Annotated in this window: 18 protein-coding genes and 1 pseudogene; 6 read left to right on the forward strand and 13 right to left on the reverse strand. The window is 53.4% G+C overall.

The features are described 5' to 3' along the window. Positions 1-100: 100 nt before the first annotated feature. Positions 101-357 (forward strand): annotated as a pseudogene (locus tag O3S68_RS24195) (hypothetical protein); the annotation flags it as partial. After that, a complete protein-coding gene (gene ttcA, locus O3S68_RS06305; protein ID WP_016495912.1) occupies positions 357-1,292 on the forward strand; it encodes a tRNA 2-thiocytidine(32) synthetase TtcA in 936 nt (311 codons plus the stop codon). The pseudogene O3S68_RS24195 and the gene ttcA, both read left to right, overlap by 1 nt. Positions 1,293-1,330: 38 nt before the next feature. Here ttcA and dbpA read toward each other — a convergent pair whose 3' ends face one another. The 4 genes from dbpA to O3S68_RS06325 form a co-directional block, all read right to left on the reverse strand. Next, positions 1,331-2,704 carry an ATP-dependent RNA helicase DbpA gene (dbpA, locus tag O3S68_RS06310; RefSeq protein ID WP_097405924.1) on the reverse strand — a complete coding sequence of 458 codons (1,374 nt, stop codon included), beginning with the start codon at positions 2,702-2,704 and terminating at the stop codon, positions 1,331-1,333. A 30-nt stretch (positions 2,705-2,734) separates the two neighbouring features. After that, positions 2,735-2,908 carry a proline-rich small protein YnaL gene (gene ynaL / locus O3S68_RS06315; protein WP_442913129.1) on the reverse strand — a complete coding sequence of 58 codons (174 nt, stop codon included), beginning with the start codon at positions 2,906-2,908 and terminating at the stop codon, positions 2,735-2,737. A gap of 272 nt (positions 2,909-3,180) precedes the next feature. Continuing rightward, positions 3,181-4,164 (reverse strand): zinc transporter ZntB, encoded by a 984-nt coding sequence (gene zntB / locus O3S68_RS06320; protein ID WP_016495909.1) that lies wholly within the window; start codon positions 4,162-4,164, stop codon positions 3,181-3,183. Positions 4,165-4,309: 145 nt separating this feature from the next. Then, positions 4,310-5,485 (reverse strand): methyl-accepting chemotaxis protein, encoded by a 1,176-nt coding sequence (locus O3S68_RS06325; RefSeq protein ID WP_269231076.1) that lies wholly within the window; start codon positions 5,483-5,485, stop codon positions 4,310-4,312. A 457-nt stretch (positions 5,486-5,942) separates the two neighbouring features. Between O3S68_RS06325 and O3S68_RS06330 the strand changes: the two genes are divergently transcribed. Further along, positions 5,943-8,078, forward strand: coding sequence for a putative bifunctional diguanylate cyclase/phosphodiesterase (locus O3S68_RS06330; RefSeq protein ID WP_269231667.1), 2,136 nt, complete (start codon positions 5,943-5,945; stop codon positions 8,076-8,078). Positions 8,079-8,176: 98 nt separating this feature from the next. Then, on the forward strand, positions 8,177-9,397 hold the full coding sequence (locus O3S68_RS06335) for a sensor domain-containing diguanylate cyclase (protein ID WP_269231077.1): 1,221 nt from the start codon (positions 8,177-8,179) through the stop codon (positions 9,395-9,397). A gap of 55 nt (positions 9,398-9,452) precedes the next feature. Here the strand turns inward: O3S68_RS06335 and O3S68_RS06340 are convergent, their stop codons facing one another. Both O3S68_RS06340 and O3S68_RS06345 read right to left on the reverse strand, forming a co-directional pair. After that, positions 9,453-9,641, reverse strand: a complete 189-nt coding sequence (locus O3S68_RS06340) for a YdiH family protein (protein WP_044489640.1) — start codon at positions 9,639-9,641, stop codon at positions 9,453-9,455. Between the two features lie 408 nt (positions 9,642-10,049). Beyond that, entirely contained in the window at positions 10,050-11,666 is a 1,617-nt protein-coding gene (locus O3S68_RS06345) for a peptide ABC transporter substrate-binding protein (RefSeq protein WP_269231078.1), read from the reverse strand. Between the two features lie 188 nt (positions 11,667-11,854). On the opposite strand from O3S68_RS06345, the gene mpaA reads away from it, so the two are divergent. After that, a complete protein-coding gene (mpaA, locus tag O3S68_RS06350) occupies positions 11,855-12,568 on the forward strand; it encodes a murein tripeptide amidase MpaA (RefSeq protein WP_045508098.1) in 714 nt (237 codons plus the stop codon). Here mpaA and ycjG read toward each other — a convergent pair. Next, entirely contained in the window at positions 12,559-13,524 is a 966-nt protein-coding gene (gene ycjG / locus O3S68_RS06355) for an L-Ala-D/L-Glu epimerase (protein ID WP_269231079.1), read from the reverse strand. The two genes, mpaA and ycjG, sit on opposite strands and share 10 nt — an antisense overlap. Positions 13,525-13,641: 117 nt before the next feature. Here ycjG and tpx point away from each other — a divergent pair, with 117 nt between their 5' ends. After that, positions 13,642-14,148, forward strand: a complete 507-nt coding sequence (gene tpx, locus O3S68_RS06360; protein WP_017457215.1) for a thiol peroxidase — start codon at positions 13,642-13,644, stop codon at positions 14,146-14,148. Positions 14,149-14,197: 49 nt separating this feature from the next. Here tpx and tyrR read toward each other — a convergent pair whose 3' ends face one another. The 6 genes from tyrR to pspB form a co-directional block, all read right to left on the reverse strand. Next, complete coding sequence (tyrR, locus tag O3S68_RS06365; RefSeq protein WP_016495900.1) at positions 14,198-15,739, reverse strand: transcriptional regulator TyrR; 1,542 nt, start codon at positions 15,737-15,739, stop codon at positions 14,198-14,200. A 143-nt stretch (positions 15,740-15,882) separates the two neighbouring features. Next, positions 15,883-16,932 carry a YcjF family protein gene (locus O3S68_RS06370; protein ID WP_269231080.1) on the reverse strand — a complete coding sequence of 350 codons (1,050 nt, stop codon included), beginning with the start codon at positions 16,930-16,932 and terminating at the stop codon, positions 15,883-15,885. After that, complete coding sequence (locus tag O3S68_RS06375) at positions 16,929-18,326, reverse strand: YcjX family protein (protein WP_045508612.1); 1,398 nt, start codon at positions 18,324-18,326, stop codon at positions 16,929-16,931. Before O3S68_RS06375 ends, O3S68_RS06370 begins: the two co-directional genes overlap by 4 nt. Positions 18,327-18,365: 39 nt before the next feature. After that, a complete protein-coding gene (gene pspD / locus O3S68_RS06380) occupies positions 18,366-18,602 on the reverse strand; it encodes a phage shock protein PspD (protein WP_016495897.1) in 237 nt (78 codons plus the stop codon). Between the two features lie 9 nt (positions 18,603-18,611). After that, on the reverse strand, positions 18,612-18,971 hold the full coding sequence (gene pspC, locus O3S68_RS06385) for an envelope stress response membrane protein PspC (RefSeq protein WP_160270064.1): 360 nt from the start codon (positions 18,969-18,971) through the stop codon (positions 18,612-18,614). After that, positions 18,971-19,195, reverse strand: a complete 225-nt coding sequence (gene pspB, locus O3S68_RS06390; RefSeq protein ID WP_016495895.1) for an envelope stress response membrane protein PspB — start codon at positions 19,193-19,195, stop codon at positions 18,971-18,973. Before pspB ends, pspC begins: the two co-directional genes overlap by 1 nt. Positions 19,196-19,209 lie beyond the last annotated feature (14 nt).

Below are 19,209 nucleotides of genomic sequence, written 5' to 3' on the forward strand. Positions count from 1 at the left end.
GCGAAAATGATTTTACTCCTCTATTGATGAATAGGTTTTATACCGCACCTGAAAAAAGATGAGCGATGCCCCTTTCATTTATTGCCTGCGCCTGGCACCAGCCGTAAAACGTGCTGGTATTCGCCGCCGGAATCCGTACCATACGCGACATACTTTTGCCTGCTGGTGTTTGACTACCAGCACAAGCCCATTTTCATCGCCAGTTAATGTGCATGAAAAGGGCAAAGGGTTTACGAAATTTACGGTGCATGGCGAGAGGAAATGAACCAGGATCAGAAAGGCATGCTCATCAGCAGCAGCCCTATCATGATGTGGTTTGCCCCTGCGGTGCCCCTGACGCTTCCAGAGACAAAATAATGATTGAAAAGCAAGAGATTACAAAGAAAGAACAGTACAACCTTAACAAACTGCAAAAGCGTCTGCGCCGTAACGTGGGCGAGGCCATTGCCGACTTCAACATGATTGAAGAAGGCGATCGCATTATGGTTTGCCTTTCCGGCGGCAAAGACAGTTACACCATGCTGGAAATTTTGCGCAACCTGCAACAGAGCGCGCCGGTCAACTTTTCGCTGGTGGCCGTTAACCTCGACCAGAAACAGCCGGGTTTCCCGGAACATATTCTGCCGCAGTATCTGGATACGCTGGGCGTGGAATACAAAATTGTGGAAGAAAACACGTACGGTATCGTTAAAGAGAAGATCCCGGAAGGCAAAACCACCTGTTCGCTCTGCTCACGCTTACGTCGCGGCATTCTTTACCGCACAGCGACGGAACTGGGTGCGACAAAGATCGCCCTTGGTCACCACCGCGATGACATCCTGCAAACGCTGTTTTTGAACATGTTCTACGGCGGAAAAATGAAAGGGATGCCGCCAAAACTGATGAGCGATGATGGTAAACACATCGTGATTCGCCCGCTGGCGTACTGCCGCGAAAAAGATATTGAGCGCTTCTCGGAAGCCAAAGGGTTCCCCATTATTCCGTGCAACCTGTGTGGCTCCCAGCCGAACCTGCAACGCCAGGTGATTGCCGATATGCTGCGTGACTGGGACAAGCGCTATCCTGGACGTATCGAAACCATGTTCAGCGCGATGCAAAACGTGGTGCCTTCGCACCTGAGCGATATTAATTTGTTCGACTTTAAAGGAATCACTCACGGCTCTGAAGTGGTGAACGGCGGCGATCTGGCCTTTGATCGGGAAGAGATCCCATTGCAACCGGCGGGCTGGCAGCCGGAAGAGGATGATTCGCAACTCGATGAGCTACGCCTCAACGTCATTGAAGTGAAATAACGTTGTGCCTCTCTGGTGCGCCAGAGAGGCTTTTTGCTTTATTTCAGCAACCGCACACGGCAGGTCTTGCCCTTAATTTTCCCGTTCTGCAATTGCTTCCACGCCTGACGCGCCACGCTTTGACGCACTGCGACATAAACGTGCGCCGGGTGGAGGGTGATTTTGCCGATATCCGCGCCATCCAGCCCCATTTCTCCCGTTAACGCCCCGAGCACATCACCGGCGCGCATTTTGGCTTTCTTGCCCCCATCAATGCACAACGTTGCCATTTCGGCTTCCAGCGGAACGACTTTGACGTTAGCCGGTGGATTGAGCCAGTTCAGCTTCAGTTGCAGCATCTCGGCCAGAATATTCGCGCGCTGTGCTTCTTCCGGCGCACAGAAACTGATGGCCAGACCGCTGTTACCCGCACGCGCGGTACGCCCGATACGGTGTACGTGAACTTCCGGGTCCCACGCCAGCTCGTAGTTCACTACCAGCTCCAGTGATTTGATATCCAGCCCACGCGCGGCAACATCGGTGGCGACCAGCACACGGGCGCTGCCATTGGCGAAACGCACCAGGGTTTGATCGCGATCGCGCTGCTCCAGATCGCCATGCAGCGCCAGGGCATCCTGCCCGGCGGCGTTCAGTGCATCACACACTTCCTGGCAATCTTTTTTGGTGTTGCAGAACACCACACAGGATGCCGGGCGGTGTTCGCTGAGCAGCTTTTGCAGCAAACTGGCTTTGCCGCTGCGGGAAACTTCAAAAAATTGCTGTTCTACTGCTGGCAGTGCGTCAACGGTGTCGATTTCAATTGTTTCCGGATTGCGCTGCACACGACCGCTAATGGCGGCAATGGCTTCCGGCCAGGTCGCAGAAAACAGCAGCGTCTGGCGCGAAGCCGGGGCAAAAGCGATAACCTCATTGATGGCGTCGCTGAATCCCATATCCAGCATACGATCCGCTTCATCCATCACCAGCGTTTGCAGGTTATCGAGAGCAACGGTGCTTTTTTGCAGGTGATCCAGCAGGCGGCCCGGCGTGGCAACAATAATGTGCGGCGCGTGCTGTAGCGAGTCGCGCTGCGCCCCGAAAGGCTGCCCACCGCACAAGGTCAATATTTTGATGTTCGGCATATAACGCGCCAGGCGACGCAGCTCGTTTGCCACCTGATCCGCCAGTTCACGCGTGGGGCATAAAATGAGGGACTGCGTTTGAAAACGGCTGGCATCGATGTGCTGCAATACCCCTAAGCCAAACGCCGCTGTTTTACCGCTGCCGGTTTTCGCCTGTACCCGGACATCCTTACCCGCAAGAATCGCGGGCAGCGCCGCCGCCTGGACGGGTGTCATGGTGAGATAGCCCAGTTCGTTGAGGTTTTCGATCTGGGCTGCGGGCAAAGTATTCAGGGTTGAAAAAGCGGTCACAATGTTTTCTCGCGATAAAAAGGCTTACGTTTAGCAGGCGCGTATCCTCTCAGATCTACCTTTATAACGCGACATTTTAATCGGCTCTTCATCCGGCGGCGGATCCGGCATTGGTTGCGGGCGTGGGATCGGGTCGGGGATTGGAACCGGATCGGTTGGCACCGGATCGCTCAACTGCGGGGAAAAAAAATAGAGTGCGTTCATCATTGCCTCCTTTTTGTGGGCTTCTCGTTAAGGGTAGACGGCGAGAACTCAGAGGCAAAAAAAAAGCCGACTATTAAGTCGGCGTCGTACGAATCAATTGTGCTATGCAGTAATTCAAAAAAGGAAGTAAGACAATATGGAGCGCAACGCCCATCGCTTGACGTTGCATTCACCTGCGAGATGAATATTGCCCTGAACAAGTGTTTCGTTTATTGACCTCGCTCAATTAATGCGGCGTTTTTATGTTCAATTTTTGTTAAAAAAGTGAAATTTTACAGCCAGTTACTACGATGCAACCACCAGGTAACACCACCGATCAGCACCACCAACATCATGCAAAACAGCGCAAAGCCAAAATGCCAGCCCCCACCGGGGATACCGCCAAGGTTGACGCCAAACAACCCGGTTAAAAATGTGCTCGGCAGAAAAACCATTGCCATCAAAGACATCGTATAAGTGCGTCGCGCCAGTGATTCCTGCATCACCTGGGTAATTTCATCGGTCATCACGCCGGTACGGGCGATACAGGCATCAATCTCATCGAGCCCGCGACCAAGGCGATCGGCAATATCCTGCATACGCCGGCGCTGATCGTCACTCATCCACGGCAAACGTTCGCTGGCCAGCCGGGCAAACACATCGCGCTGCGGCGCCATATAGCGGCGCATCACAATCAATTGCTTACGCAGCAACGCCAGGATGCCGCGCGGCGGAATTTGCTGATCGAGCAGGTTATCTTCAAGGTCGATAATCCGGTCGTGCAGCGATTCGATAAACTCGCTGGCGTGATCGGTCAGCGCATCGCACACATCCACCAGCCAGCCGCCACAATCCGTCGGGCCGGTTCCCTCCTCCAGATCGCTGACCACATCGTCCAGCGCCAGCACTTTGCGCTGGCGTGTTGACACAATCATGCGCTCATCCATATAAACGCGCACCGCTACCAGTTGATCCGGCCGCTCGTCCGTGCTGCCATTTATGCAGCGCAAGGTAATTAACGTCCCCTCGCCCATGCGGCTTACCCGGGGGCGCATGCTCTCCCCGGAAAGCGCCGTGCGTACGCTGTTCGGCAACACCGGTGTGGTTTCCAGCCACTGGGCGCTCTCCGGGTTGGTATAATTCAGATGCACCCAACACGGGGTGCTTGCAGTGATAACATCATTATCTTCCAGCGGTTTCACGCCGCCTTTTCCGTCCAACAGCCAGGCAAATACCGCATCCGGAACGTTCACATCAGTTCCTTTAATTGCTTCCACAGGACCTCCACAATCCGCATGGTGTTTTGGCAAGTCTAGCCATATGGCAACGTTAAGCAATCATCACGCTGAATTTATTAACAAATTAACAAACAATGCAAAAAAGAAGGCCCGGTTTCCCGGGCCTTTACGGCTATCAACGCAATCAGAACGAGTGCCAGTAATTTTCCTGCTTACCCAGCAGCGGAGCACTGACGCGTGGAGGGGAGACTTTTGCTGGCAGTACCGCATCCTGTGCTTTTACCGTCGCCAGGCGGAATTTGCCAATGCGTTGCAGTAAGCCCTCCACCTGGTGTTGTAAAACATCCGACGAGCCCGCCAGTTCATCCACCATGGTGACGTTGCTTTGCGTCACTTTTTCCAGCTCCGCCAGTGCCAGTGTGATCTGCGAGATCCCCTTTTCCTGCTGCAGCGTCGTGACGGCGATTTCATCCATTAATTTACTCACCACGCTCGCACCAGAAACAATCTCGTGCATGTTCTGCTCGGCTTCACCAACGACGGTCGCGCCCTGGTTAACGTTATCGGTGGTAACAGCAATCAGCGATTTAATGTTTTTCGCCGCTTCCGCGCTGCGATGCGCGAGACTGCGCACTTCGCCCGCCACGACGGAAAAACCTTTGCCATGATCCCCGGCGCGTGCCGCTTCTACTGCCGCGTTCAGTGCCAGAATATTTGTCTGGAAAGCAATACCATCAATGATGGAGATAATTTCGGTCATCTGACCGGCACAATCGGTTATCGATTGCATATTTTTCGCCACCTGCCCCATTAGCTTGCCCCCTTTTTGCGCGCAGGTTGTGGCATCTTTTGCCCGGGTACTTGCGAGGCGGGTATTGTCTGCGTTGTTCTTCGTGCTGGAAGCCATCTGCTCCATACTGGACGCCGTTTGCACCAGCGCGGCAGATTGCTCTTCCGTTTTAACAGACAGATCGGCGCTGCGTGAGGCCAGTTGCGCCGAAAGCTCCAGCGCGGTATCGGAAGAGGCGCGAATTTCTTTCACCAGGTTCGCGATACTGGCAGAAAGGCTGTTAATGCCCGGAATTAACCGACCCGCGCAATTATTACCAAACTCAGGAATAACGATAGAAAGGTTTCCCGATGTGACTTCTTCTATGCTTTTTTTTACCGTGTTTATCGGCGTCACCAAATATTGCGTCATATAAAACCAGAGAAGCGTCAATGATGTGAGGGAAACAACACTTGTCATGGCAAATAGAACGATATTTTTTGAGACAACGATCACTAATACATCAAGAATAAAAAAAGAGACCAGAAGATATAAAATAATAAATGTTCTTACGCTAATATTTCGCAACATAGGGAAACCCACCTGAACACCGGGGACGGTAAGATCCTTATAGCATCCGCAATCTACTTTTACACGGCGAAATTGATGCCGAATAATGTTCACCTTTAAATAATTTCAATTTTACTTAAGTCGATTTAAATGAGAAGTTTAACTTCCACTCCGCAGATACTGATATAACAATACATTGAGCAAGCAGAATTGCTTGTTAACATATATCATATAAGAAATGATGCATCCCATACTAATGAGAAATAATATTCGCGACTTAAGATAATTTTATCATATGTTAAATCATTCACTTTATTTAAGTTATTGTCATAACAGCCGATGAATAAATAAAGAGCTATTATTAGTTTATTCGCCCCTGCAATAATAAAATTAGCGTAGCCATTAAATTCATTAGGTTAGCTGCTAAAATTAGTGCCAGGATTACATATCATCTTTTTTTGCCTGTGTGGATTGCATGATGCTCTACGTTTCGTGGGACCCCATTCTGATTGGCATCTCTTTTCTGGTCGCTTTCATTGCTTCATTTGTCGCACTGGATAGCGCAGGCAAAGTTGCGACGTCTGAACCGCGCAGCGCAATATTCTGGCGTTTTTCGGGTGGCGCCACCCTGGGGATCGGTATCTGGTCGATGCATTATGTCGGCATGCTGGCAATGAAAATGCCGGTGATGATGCATTACGATTTAGAACTTACCCTCCTGTCATTTATTATCGCGATGTTGACATCCATACTTGCTATCAATATTGCCGTAGCGGGTAAAACACTGCCGACAAAACGTCTACTGTTCGCTTCCTTACTGCTCGGTACCGGCGTTGTATCCATGCATTATCTGGGTATGGCCTCGATGATGGGTTTCCTTACTATTTACTGGAACGTTGCGCTGATTGCGCTTTCGGTAGCCATTGCATTTTTCAGTGCCTGGGTTGCCCTTTGGCTGGCCTTTAGCCTGCGGCAAAATACCCATGGCGTCTTTATTAATCGCGTCTTTGCAGCCCTGGTAATGGGTGCTTCTATCAGCGCCATGCATTATACCGCCATGAGTGCCGCCACATTCAGCAACGATGGCACAGGCATTGTGATCCGCGGCCATGCAACAACGCTGATGAGCCACGACGTCGGCGAATTGGGGCTGTCATTGTGGGTTGCCACGACGACACTGGTGATTTTCGGCATCATGCTGTTCATTTCGATGATTGATTCCCAACTGCGTACATCACGTTTGACGGATAGCCTGCGCCAGCTTAATCAACAACTTGAAAAACAAGCCTATTATGACCCACTAACGGGGCTGGCAAACCGCTCCCAGCTCGACAATCTTCTTGATGCTTGCCTTAGCAAGGCCTCGGAGACACGCAGCACTTTCGCATTGATTTATATGGACTTAGATCGCTTTAAACTGGTCAATGATGCCTGGGGACATCACATAGGTGACCAACTGCTGGTGGCGGTTGCCGGGCGATTATCCGCCTGTATCAGCGAAAAAATGTCGCTGGCACGCCTGGGCGGAGATGAATTTACCCTGCTGGTGCCGGACACACACGAAGACGAAGTTGAGGCGCTGGTAAAACACCTTGTAGCCACCATTCAGCAGCCCTTCTGCGAGCTGAACCATGTCATTAATGTTTCACTCAGCGCCGGGATCAGTTACTACCCGCAGCATGGCGATACTGCCCACGAGCTGAAACTGAAAGCCGACACGGCAATGTACAGCGTAAAACAGGAAGGCCGAAACAGCTGGGCGGTTTTTCACGTCGGCATGGCGCAGAAAACCGTCGACGATCCGCTGTTTTTGCAGGATTTATCGCAGGCGTTGTCACGCGATCAGTTTGAACTCTGGTATCAACCGCAGTACCACGCGCCGGAGCATGCGTTGGCAGGTTTCGAAGCGTTACTGCGCTGGCGTCACCCGACACGGGGAGTTTTGCTGCCCGCAACCTTTTTACCGATGCTGGAAAAAACGGGGCTAATCATCTCTGTCGGGCGCTGGGTAATTGATGCAGCATGCAGGCAGTTACATCACTGGAACAACCTGGGTTTTCGTCATCTGACGCTTGCTATCAACCTCTCACCCAGCCAGTTTGAGCAGCATGATATTTACGACCAAATCACCGATTCACTGCAACGCTACCATATCGATCCCATGCAGTTGACGCTTGAAATCACGGAGAACACTGCGCTGAAAAACATCGAGCGCAGTGTGCAGTTGCTTAACCAGTTCGCGCAAATGGGTATCACGGTCGCCATTGATGATTTTGGCACGGGCTACTCCAATATGCTGATGCTGAAACGGTTACCGGCAACAGAGCTTAAAATCGACAGAAGTTTTGTGAAGGACATTCGCGATAACAGCCGCAACGTTAAAATTGTCTCCACGATCATTGATATTGCACATTCCATGAACATGCATGTCGTCGCGGAAGGTATCGAAACGGCCGAGCAGCAGGCGTTGCTGACCAATATGGGCTGCGCTTATCTGCAAGGGTTTCTTTTTGCCCGTCCTTTACCGGTCGAGAAAGTGGCAGTGCTGCTACAGCAAAAAAGATTCACTTTATCGCTGGAATGTTCAGATTCGTCACAAAAAAAGCCCGCATAACCCCCTAATTTTCAGGTATGTTGCAAGAAAGTCATTAAATTGCCGCTGATGTGTCACTTGTGACCGCGTTGCAACATACATGATTAAGGGGAGTCGCCATGCTTAAACATCACCTGGATGCGTTGAATGTGCTCTCCACCCCGGTTTGGGTGGTTGCTCCTGACACAGAAGCGTTACTGTTCGCGAATGCGCAAGCGCTGAAAATCGCGGCAGGACGCTCACTCACTGAGATGCGAAACGGAAAATACTCTGCTTATGCGCAACTCAGCCTGGCCATGTACCTGCCCAGCTTACAAAATCATGAAGATGTGGTCGAAATCTGGAGTGTTTGTCCGGATGGTGAAGAGACCACCATCAGTTGCCGTGTCGTGTTGCGTACGCTGGAAAACGCCGGTGAAGTGCTGCTGTTTGAAGGCGTATCAGGTGCCGCGGCGGCGGCGTTAAAAGCGCACCACTCGCCAACGTATCGCCCACACAAGCAAGGTTTTTACGCCCGCTTTTTTTACACAACATCCGCGCCAATGCTGCTTATCGATCCCATTCGTGACGGGTTGATTGTCGATGCCAACCTCGCTGCGCTGCGTTTTTATGGTTATGACCACGAAGAGATGTGCCAGAAACACACCTGGGAGATCAATACGCTTGGGCGCAGCGTATTACCGGTGATGCAGGAAGTGTCGAACCTGCCTGGCGGGCATAAGCCATTAAATTTTATTCATCAACTCGCGGATGGTTCCACACGCCATGTACAAACGTACGCCGGGCCGGTTGAGATCTATGGCAAGCGTTTGATGTTGTGCATTATTCACGATATCACCGAACAAAAACGCCTTGAGCAGGAACTGGAATACGCCGCGCATCGCGATGCGCTCACCGGCCTGCTGAACCGCCGCCAGTTTTATCATCTGACGGAACACATTCTGCCGACGGGGCTTGATTTCAGTTTGCTGCTGGTCGACGCCGATCATTTCAAAGGTATCAATGATCAGTTTGGTCATCAAAAAGGTGACCAGGTACTGGTTGAACTGGCGCGAATGCTTGAGACGAACTGCCGCTCAGGCGATTATGTTTTCCGCTGGGGCGGCGAAGAGTTCCTGTTACTACTGCCGCATACCACCACGGATATGGCACTAAACGTAGCGGAACGGATACGTCAGGCCGTGGCCAGTATCAACATCGCGGATCTGCCTGGTTTTACGGTGAGTATTGGTGTGGCGCACCACCTGCCTGATGAAGACATGGATGCGCTCTTCAAACGCGTAGATGAGGCGTTATACCTGGCGAAGAATAACGGGCGAAACCGGGTGCTGGCCGCATGATAACAAGCAAAAAAAAGCGCCCGTCTGACGGGCGCATTGCAGTGATGTTGCTGAGTTAGTGGATACCCAGACGCCAGGCAAAATCAATCTCTTCTTTCAGCTCGCTGTGCGACAGCGTCAGCAAATCCGCAAACTCCAGGCGCAATTGTTTGAGTTTTTTTAAGTATTCCGCCGGTGTCAGCGTGGTTTTGTCGCGACGCAGATATTCAATTGCCAGTTGGGTTGGGTCTAATTCAGTCTCCATAGCATCCTCTTTCGTGGTGAAAACCTGACCACTATAGCACACTGCACTGTCTGTTTTTTGACCAAAATCGTAAAAAGGCGGCATTCCGCGGGGGAAGATAATTTTAAACGCCCCATTTAAAAATGGGTTGCGTAGTTAGATGATAAAATGACCTTTCTTAATAACGAATCGTTGAGTCAATGATTCAGAGGTATTGCATACGACATTACTTCCAGTTTTTTAGCCCGCTCAACGAAGCGGGCTTATTTGTTGAAAAGTCAGGGGAAAGCGTAAAAATGCGTCTCCTTATTTCCTCCATTGTCCCTTCACATTCCCTAAGTAAAATTTGCACCACTCCTGCTCAGACAGGAACCATTCCGTAATCAATGAGTTTCCCCTTACTTCCCGTGACGTAAGGGGATTTTTTTATCAGTGCTTCAGAATATAAAGCGTACGGCTATAAGCCACATCTTCGGGGTTATTGATCGGATAACCTTTCAGCCATGGTTTAATCAAACGCCCGTTGGTGTACTGATAAATCGGCGCGATCGGCGCTTTTTCCGCCAGAATATGTTCCGCCTCGTTATAGTCAGCGTTTCGCGCCTGGGCGTTGGTTTCCAGCGCCGCCTGCGCCAGCACTTTGTCGTACGCCGCATCGTTGAAACGTGGAATGTTGCCGCTGTTCGTCGAGTTCAGCACCGACAGGAAAGTGGAAGGTTCATTATAATCCCCTACCCACGACGCGCGGATAACATCAAAGTTGCCGCTGTTACGGCTGTCGATATAGGTTTTCCACTCCTGATTCTGCAATTTGACGTCCGCGCCAAGGCTCTTTTTCCACATTGATGCCACCGCAATCGCGATTTTCTGATGGTTTTCTGAAGAGTTATACAGCAGCGTCAGTTTCAGCGGACGCTGCGGGCCGTAGCCTGCCGCCTGCAATAACGTTTTTGCCTGCGCGTTCAACTCGTCCTGGCTCATCTGTTCAATTTGCGAGGGCTGCGGCGTAAATCCGGCGGTAACATCCGGCGTGAAGCGCCAGGCTGGTTTTTCACCGGTGCCCAGTACTTTCTGCGCGATCACCCGCCGATCAATGGTCATGCTCAATGCAAGCCGCACACGCGCATCGGCAGTCGGCCCTTTCTGGGTGTTAAACGCATAGTAATAGGTGCCAAGCTGCGGCGGCGTATAAACCTGTCCGGGGATATCTTTAAGTAACTTTTGATAGAGGTTTTTCGGGAAAGATTCCGTAATGTCGATACCGTTCGCCAGATAGCGTTTGGTGGCCGCAGACTCCTGATTGATCGGTACAAACGTGACCTGCTGGATAACCGTTTTCGCATCGTCCCAGTAATGCTTGTTACGTTCGAGCACCAGCTTTTCGTTCACTACGCGATCGGCAAGTACATAAGCGCCATTGCCCACCAGCTTGCCAGGGCGCGTCCAATCAGCACCGCTTTGCACATTGGCTTTTTGCACCGGGTAAAAGGCAAAACTGGCGGCTAAACTAGGGAACCATGGCAATGGCCGCTCCAGTTGCACCCGCAACGTGCGCGCATCAACGGCGCTAACGCCGAGTTTATCCACCGCCTCTTTACCCTCCGTAATGTTTTTCGCATTCGCAATGCCCGCCAGCGCAGCAAAACTGGCAAAGGGTGAAGTGGTTTTCGGATCAACGAGTCGCTGCCAGCTATAGACAAAATCCTCTGCCGTCACCGGCGAACCATCGGACCAGCGCGCATCGTCCCGCAACGTAAATACCCAGGTGCGGTTATCGCTGCTTTGCCATTTACTGGCAACGCCCGGCACTATCTCGCCCTTCTCGTTCTGATTCACCAGCCCTTCAAAGAGATCGCGGATGACCTGAATTTCCGGCAAGCCAACGGCTTTCGCCGGATCTAACGTTGCAGGTTCATCTTTAACATGGCGAACGACTTCCTGTTTCTCGGCGAGTTGGGTACCCGGCGGCACATCGGCCGCCAGTGCACTTACAGAAAAACCGCACAGCCAGAGCGCGCAGCTCAGCGCTGAAACTCGATGCTTCATGGGATCCCCTCATTGGTATAACTTCCCGGCAAAAGATGAGGTAATTATTTGTTTTAACTTGGGAGAATGCAAACAGCGGACAGCGGAAAATTGAGGCTGGACGCCAAATTAACCCTCATGGCATGATTTGCGTCGCATCGCTTTATGCTCAACACTTGCTGTAAATAAACGACAATAAAAGGAAGCCTATGCCAGCCACACGCCCGCGTGCTCAACGAGGCGCATTTGCCCCCGGCAGTGAAGAGTTTGGTCGCTCGCTGTTAGGCGCGCCGCTGATCTGGTTTCCCGCCCCCATTGCCACGCGTGAAAGCGGGCTCATTATCGCCGGAACGCACGGTGACGAGAATTCGTCCGTGGTGACGCTCTCCTGCGCGTTGCGCACGCTTAAGACAGATTTACGTCATCATCACGTGGTGCTGGCGGTCAACCCGGATGGTTGCCAGCTTGGTCTGCGCGCAAACGCGAACGGGGTTGATCTTAACCGTAATTTCCCGGCGGCCAACTGGAAACCCGGTGAAACGGTGTATCGCTGGAACAGTGCGGCTGAAGATCGTGATGTCGTCTTGCTGACAGGCGATGCGCCCGGTTCAGAACCGGAAACGCAGGCGCTGTGCCAGCTTATCCATCGCATTCACCCGGCGTGGGTCGTGACATTCCACGATCCGCTGGCCTGCGTTGAAGATCCGCGCCAGAGCGCGCTTGGGAAATGGCTCGCGGATGAATTTTCCCTGCCGCTGGTCACCAGCGTCGGTTACGAAACGCCGGGATCGTTTGGCAGCTGGTGTGCAGATATCAATTTGCACTGTATCACCGTCGAATTCCCGCCGATCTCCTCTGATGAAGCCAGCGAAAAATACCTTGCGGCAATGACGGCGCTACTGCACTGGGATCCTCAAAGATGAAGCTTACCGGTGCTGAAATGCAGCGCCGGTTCAACATCCACCGCCAGCCAGGTCGGGCCATCAAGATCGGCAAAACGCACCTGGCTGGCAAGCGGTAGCGCCGCCGCGATGGCGCGCGACGTACAGATCATACAACCAAGCATCAGCGTGAATCCTTGTTGAGACGCCTCATGCGCCAGCGCCAGCGCTTCGGTTAATCCGCCGGTTTTATCCAGCTTGATATTCACCATTTCATAGCGCCCATGCAGGTGAGCGAGGCTTTCTCGGGTGTGGCAGCTTTCATCCGCGCAAATCGGCAACGGATGGATGAAATTCGCCAGTGCATCATCCTCATCGGCTGGCAGCGGCTGTTCCAGCATGGCAACGCCGAGATCCGCCAGCAACTGGCATCGCGCGGCAAGCCCTTCACTGTGCCAGGCCTCATTGGCATCCACAATTAATGTCGCTTCGGGCGCGGCAGCGCGAATTGCCACCAGCCTTTCGCTGATCAAATGGTCATCCAGCTTAATTTTCAGCAGCTGAGCGCCCTTTTCGCTGAGCGCGGCGGCGCTGGCCGCCATCTGTTCCGGTGTGCCAATCACCACTGTTTGAGCGGTGATAATAGTTTCCGGCAAACTGACACCAGCGGACTGGGCCAGCGAGATAGCCGCTTTGCGCGCCTGCAAATCCCACAAGGCGCAGTCAACCGCGTTTCGCGCAGCGCCCGGCGGCAGGAGTGTTTGCAACTCTTCACGCGTCAGGCGGTTTTCCAGTTGCGGCACAATTGTCATGATTTGCGCCATGACAGATGACTCGCTTTCACCATAACGCGGGTAAGGCGTACATTCCCCGGCGGCTTTTATGCCATCCTCTTCCAGCTCGACCACCACCACGCGCGCTTCGTTGCGCGCACCGCGCGAAATCACAAACGGCGTGTGCAGCGGCCAGGTTTCCTCATACACTTTGACGCTTATCATTCCTCACTCCTCTGCCGCAGGTCTAAACCAGTATAGATATGAAAATTGGTTTGCCGTGCTCTCCGTGGATGACATAAACTAGCGCCGACGTTAACTATATGTAAACAGGAAGATATTATGTCACAACTCGTTCATTTTCAGGGCAATCCGGTTCCGGTTGCAGGCGCTATCCCGCAGGCTGGCGCAAAAGCCAAGCCGTTCACGCTCGTGGCTAAAGACCTGTCCGACGTCGCACTGAGCCAGTTCGCGGGTAAACGTAAAGTGCTGAACATTTTCCCAAGCATCGATACCGGCGTTTGCGCGGCTTCTGTGCGTAAATTTAACCAGTTAGCAACTGAGATGAACAACACCGTGGTGCTGTGCATTTCTGCTGACCTGCCGTTTGCCCAGTCCCGTTTTTGCGGTGCTGAAGGTCTGAGCAATGTCATTACCCTTTCGACGCTGCGCAGTGCTGACTTCCTCGAAAATTACGGTGTTGGCATCTCTGATGGCGCACTGAAAGGCCTTGCGGCGCGTGCTGTGGTGGTGATTGACGAAAACGACACTGTTGTTTTCAGCCAACTGGTGAATGAGATCACCAACGAGCCGGATTACACCGCCGCGCTGGACGTGCTGAAAGGTTAATTAACCTGACACCAACAAAAAAGCCTCCGCAATGGAGGCTTTTTCTTTTCTACTCGTCGCCCTTCTTCTGGCTCAAGCCATATTCCCGCAATTTATTGGCAATCGCGGTGTGCGAAACGCCGAGCCGCTTCGCCAGTTTACGCGTGCTGGGATAGTTGCGATAAAGCTGGATCAGCACCGAGCGCTCAAAACGGCTGGTGATCTCATCCAGCGATCCCTCCATGGCATCTTCGCCCACCGGCACTGTGGCGGCATCATAATCCGGCAGTTGAATATCCTGAGCGCGCAGCTCGTAGCCTTCCAGCTGCGTTAACGCCCGGTAAATGGCGTTTTTCAACTGGCGCACGTTACCCGGCCAGCCATAGCGGTTGAGCAATTGATGCACATCCTGCGACAGTTTTGGTCGTGGAACGCCCTGTTCATCGGCGAAACGGGCCACAAAAAGCTCTGTCAGCGGCATGATGTCCTGCGGACGATCGCGCAGCGGCGGTAAGTTCAGCGTCAGTACATTCAGGCGATAGTAAAGATCTTCACGAAACAGCCCTTTTTGCACCAGCTCCACCAGATTGCGCTGCGTTGCGCAGATCACGCGCACATCCACATGCACTTCATGATCTTCGCCGACACGCCGGAACGTACCATCGTTAAGAAAACGCAGCAGTTTCACCTGCATACGCGGCGACATTTCGCCAATCTCATCAAGCAGCACCGAGCCGCCGTTTGCCTGCTCGAAAAAGCCCTTTTTCCCTTCCGGCGCATGGCCAAACAGCTCGCTTTCGACGGACTCTTCCGGAATGGACGCGCAATTCAGCGCCAGATAAGGTTTCGCTGCGCGCGGGCTGGCAAGATGGCAGGCATGCGCCAGCAAATCTTTACCGGTGCCGGTATCGCCGGTGATCAGCAGCGGTGCGGTGAGCATCGCCAGTTTCCGCGCCTGCTCCACCACCTGACGCATTTTCTGGCTCACGGCGACGATCTGACTGAACGCGCTGAGATCCTGTTGGCTCAGGTTTTGTAACTGGCGACCCATACGAATAGTCGAACGCAGCATCACCACCGCGCCGGTCAGCACCGGTTCGCCGGTCTCGCCTTCCAGGTGTACCGGCGTTATCTCCATCAGGAAATTTTGCCCGGCGATAACGACGTGCTCGTTATGCGAATTTTGCGGGTTACCATCGAGCCAGCGCTGGAAATTAAACCCTGCAATTAGCTGTACCGCGTTGTGGTTACGAAGTTTATCGGCATCCAGGGCAAAAAGCTGGCAACTGGCCGGGTTCGCCAGTTCCACTTTGCTTTTCATATCCAGCGACAATACCGGCTCCGGCAGCGCTTCGAGCAGCGCGCTCATCGCGCGGTGTTCGCGTTCGGATGGCATCCACAACACGGTACGTACATCCGTCACGCCGGGGATGCGGCGAATTTCAGCCATCAGGCTGCTGAAGGTGTTAAATTCGAGCGCGGCGAAATTCAGGTAGATCCGCCCGACAGGGTCAATTTCTATCCCGCGTAAGTCGATACCGCGCAGCACCAGTAAATCCAGTAATTCGCGAGTCAGACCAAGCCGGTCTTCACAAAAAACTTCAAGACGCATGGGAATTCGCCCTTATTCATTCACGTAATGAAAGGATGATAAGCCAGTTCGTGGTTGGCAGGAAGATATCTGTCAACAAATATTGACAGTTTGTGGAGAAAAGCGGCACTGCGGCGTAAAGGTAAGCGCGCAGCGCCGGTTTTTTAGTCAGCGGAGCGTTTCTGAAGCGTCTCTTTCAACTGGCTAATCAATTGCCTGCGGAAATCGCCAAGGCGCGGCTTATCGTCGTCAAGCCATGGCAGCGGACGGCACAGCTCCATCGCTTTAATACCGAGGCGCGCCGTCAACAGCCCGGCGCCAATCCCCTGCGCCGCACGCGCCGAAAGCCGGGCCGCCAAATCCTGCGAGACCCAGTCCATGCCAATTTCACGCACCAGTTCGCTGGCACCCGCAAAAGCGATATTCAGCAGCACTAAGCGGAACAAACGCAGACGGCTGTAGTAACCGAGTTCAATACCGTACAGCGTGGCGATACGGTTGATCAGCCGCAGATTGCGCCAGGCGATAAAAGCCATATCGACCATCGCCAGCGGACTGACGGCGATCATCAGCGCGGATTCCGCCGCCGAGCGGCTGATTTCACGCCGGGCCTGAGTATCCAGCACGGGCTGAACCAGATGCGCATACAGGCTGACAATTTCTCGATCGTTATGCGTTTCGTGGATCGCCGCATACCAGCGCTGTAGCGCCGGATGTGCCTGATCGATACCTGCCTGCCGCGCCAGTTTTTCGCAAAAAGCCCGCCCTTTCCCGGTGGCGTGGCTGTGCAATAAATCACGCGCTTCATCGCGTTCCTGCGCACGCTGGCGTAAACGCCAAAGCCGTCGCCATTCGCTGGCAACCGAACCGACACCTGCGCCAACAATCAACGCGCCGGCGGCGCAGCCGCCCAGTGCCACCCAGTCCTGAGTTTGCCAGGCGTTTATTGCCCACTGCACACCTTGTCCGGCCACGCTTACGCCAAACAGCGTCAACCCGGCGGTGACCATTTTGCGCCACAGGCTCCGTTTTGGCCGCAGCGCAGCCTCGACCACCGCCTCGGCTTGCCCCTCTTCCGGCAGTTCATCAACCACGGCGGGAGCAAAGTTTTCCGCTTGCTTATCGTTAAAGGTCTGCGCCCGCTTAAACTGCGCGCTGCTTTCCGCTTCCAGCGGGCCTGCGAAATCGATTCTCGGTTTTAGCGGCTCGGTCATCGCAATTTATCTCCAATCAAAAACTCCAGCGCCGCATCCAGGCGGATATGCGGCAGCGGCGTATCAACATCCATCACTGGCGGGCGGAACGCCTCAAAATTAAAACCTTGCTTATCCCAGAATGCCTGCCCCGGCAACCGCGCGGGCACTTCACCGGGGTAGACGGTTAGCGGCACGCCATCGCTCAGACGATGCCCGCGCAGCGCCGGGATCTTCTCGCCATTCACATCAATGATGCCGCTTTGCGTCGCCTGCACAGAAGCCAGCCCCAGACAATCCATACTGATGCCTTCAAACGCCGCGTTTTGCCAGGCGTCCTGGATCAGTTGCTGTAACAGCGACACCATATTGGCGTGCTGATCGACCGTAATATGATCGGCTTTGGTGGCGGCAAATAAGAGTTTGTCGATAACCGGCGCAAACAGGCGGCGAAACAGCGTGCGCTGACCGTAGTGGAAACTTTGCATCAGTTGTGTGAGCGCAAGCCGCATATCGTTAAACGCCTGCGGGCCGTTGTTCAGCGGCTGCAGGCAATCGACCAGTACAATCTGGCGATCAAACTTGAGGAAATGGTGTTTATAGAAACCTTTGACGACATGCTCGCAATAATAGTTGTAACGTTCACGCAGCATCCCGGCGTTGGTGTGTTTACCGGCCTGCGCCAGTTTCGCTTCCCCGGTGCCGTCAACGTCCGGCCACGGGAAGAATTGCAGCGCGGGCGCGCCCGCCATATCACCGGGCAGAACAAAGCGGCCAGGTTGAATAAAGTGCAGCCCCTCTCGTTTGCATTGATGCAAATAGTCCGTCCACGCCGCAGCAATTTCGGCCAGCCGATTTTCATCCGCTGGAGCCAGCGGATCTAGCCCCGCGCACAGGGCGCGCCATTGTGCCGACCACGCCTGACGCTGCCCTTGCAACAAGCCAGTCATTTGCCGCGACCAGCTCAGGTAATCCTGTGCCAGCATCGGTAAATCCAGCAGCCATTCGCCAGGATAGTCGACAATTTCCAGATAAAGCGTGGAGGTCTCTTTGAAATGGCGCAGCAGCGAATCATTGGAGCGAAAACGCAGCGCAAGGCGGATTTCGCTGACGCCGCGCGTCGGCGTCGGCCAGACCGGCGGCGATCCATACAACTGCGCCAGCCCCTCATCATAGGTAAAACGGGGAATACCAAAATCACGCTGCGGCACGCGTTTCACGCCAAGCAGCCGCTCTTCGCGCACGGCGCTTAGCAACGGCAGACGTGAACCTGCGTGAATGTTCAGTAATTGATTAACCAGTGCGGTAATAAATGCGGTTTTGCCACTGCGGCTCAGGCCGGTCACCGCCAGACGCAAATGCCTGTCCATTCCGCGGTTAACCAGCGCATTCAATTCGTTACGAAATCGATCCATCGCCATTGCGTTTTGCCTTAGAGCGTTAGCCGTAATTCCTTATTTTATCTCGTTTTGGGACAGGAAGCGGCGAGAAAATTTATTCGCAGCTCGCTTCAACAACGGCTCCAGCGCGAACGCCAGCAGCAACTTAACCGGGCGTCGGGCGACGGATTTCACCGCCCAGCCCGCAACACCTGCCGGGCCGAAGCGCAGCGCGGTCAGCAACGCCAGCTTTCCGACAATCTGCAAACCGGGTTTTACGTTACGGTGAACCTGTTGCCAGCGTTGATTCATATTTTTCTCCTACAACTGACGGAAACGGCTGCGCAGCGAGAACGTGTCTGAGGTGACATAACGTTCCATCTGGCGCAAACGGGCTTCTCCCGCGGCGAGCTGAGCGTCTACCGCGTCCAGCAATTCGCTGCTGCCCGGTACGTTTTCGCTCTCGGCATAATTGTCCGGCAGCGGATCCAGCACAAAAAACAGCACGATATACGCCGCCACAACAAAGAAAAACAGCCCGAAAAACATCGCCAGAATGGCAAGAATACGCACGACTTTGACGCGAATATCCAGATACTGCGCGATGCCTGCACAGACACCACCGATTTTTCCGCGCTGCGGGATGCGCCATAACTTTTTATTCAGATCGAGGGTTGCCATTAGCGGTCTCTCCAGTTCGGGTGCTCAGCATCAAGAATATCTTCCAGCGCCTGAATACGTTCGCGCATCCTCGTGGCCTCTTCGGAAAGCTGGAGTAAGCGCTGCTGCTCGTTCTGGTTAAGTTCGCCGCGTGAAGTGCGATTGTTGTAATGCAGCCATAACCAGACCGGCAACACAAACAGGATGAAAAGTGTCAGGGGTATAGCCAGAAACAGCGTGCTCATGTGTACTCCTTACA

Source organism: Kosakonia sp. SOY2 (assembly GCF_027109175.1).
Lineage (GTDB): Bacteria > Pseudomonadota > Gammaproteobacteria > Enterobacterales > Enterobacteriaceae > Kosakonia.

Bases quoted from the DNA above. Each gene is read 5' to 3' on its own strand.
- ttcA (WP_016495912.1), top strand. From the start codon at position 357: ATGATTGAAAAGCAAGAGATTACAAAGAAAGAACAGTACAACCTTAAC.
- ynaL (WP_442913129.1), bottom strand. From the start codon at position 2,908: ATGAACGCACTCTATTTTTTTTCCCCGCAGTTGAGCGATCCGGTGCCA.
- O3S68_RS06325 (WP_269231076.1), bottom strand. From the start codon at position 5,485: ATGTTGCGAAATATTAGCGTAAGAACATTTATTATTTTATATCTTCTG.
- O3S68_RS06330 (WP_269231667.1), top strand. From the start codon at position 5,943: ATGCTCTACGTTTCGTGGGACCCCATTCTGATTGGCATCTCTTTTCTG.
- O3S68_RS06335 (WP_269231077.1), top strand. From the start codon at position 8,177: ATGCTTAAACATCACCTGGATGCGTTGAATGTGCTCTCCACCCCGGTT.
- O3S68_RS06340 (WP_044489640.1), bottom strand. From the start codon at position 9,641: ATGGAGACTGAATTAGACCCAACCCAACTGGCAATTGAATATCTGCGT.
- O3S68_RS06345 (WP_269231078.1), bottom strand. From the start codon at position 11,666: ATGAAGCATCGAGTTTCAGCGCTGAGCTGCGCGCTCTGGCTGTGCGGT.
- mpaA (WP_045508098.1), top strand. From the start codon at position 11,855: ATGCCAGCCACACGCCCGCGTGCTCAACGAGGCGCATTTGCCCCCGGC.
- ycjG (WP_269231079.1), bottom strand. From the start codon at position 13,524: ATGATAAGCGTCAAAGTGTATGAGGAAACCTGGCCGCTGCACACGCCG.
- tpx (WP_017457215.1), top strand. From the start codon at position 13,642: ATGTCACAACTCGTTCATTTTCAGGGCAATCCGGTTCCGGTTGCAGGC.
- tyrR (WP_016495900.1), bottom strand. From the start codon at position 15,739: ATGCGTCTTGAAGTTTTTTGTGAAGACCGGCTTGGTCTGACTCGCGAA.
- O3S68_RS06370 (WP_269231080.1), bottom strand. From the start codon at position 16,932: ATGACCGAGCCGCTAAAACCGAGAATCGATTTCGCAGGCCCGCTGGAA.
- O3S68_RS06375 (WP_045508612.1), bottom strand. From the start codon at position 18,326: ATGGATCGATTTCGTAACGAATTGAATGCGCTGGTTAACCGCGGAATG.
- pspD (WP_016495897.1), bottom strand. From the start codon at position 18,602: ATGAATCAACGCTGGCAACAGGTTCACCGTAACGTAAAACCCGGTTTG.
- pspC (WP_160270064.1), bottom strand. From the start codon at position 18,971: ATGGCAACCCTCGATCTGAATAAAAAGTTATGGCGCATCCCGCAGCGC.
- pspB (WP_016495895.1), bottom strand. From the start codon at position 19,195: ATGAGCACGCTGTTTCTGGCTATACCCCTGACACTTTTCATCCTGTTT.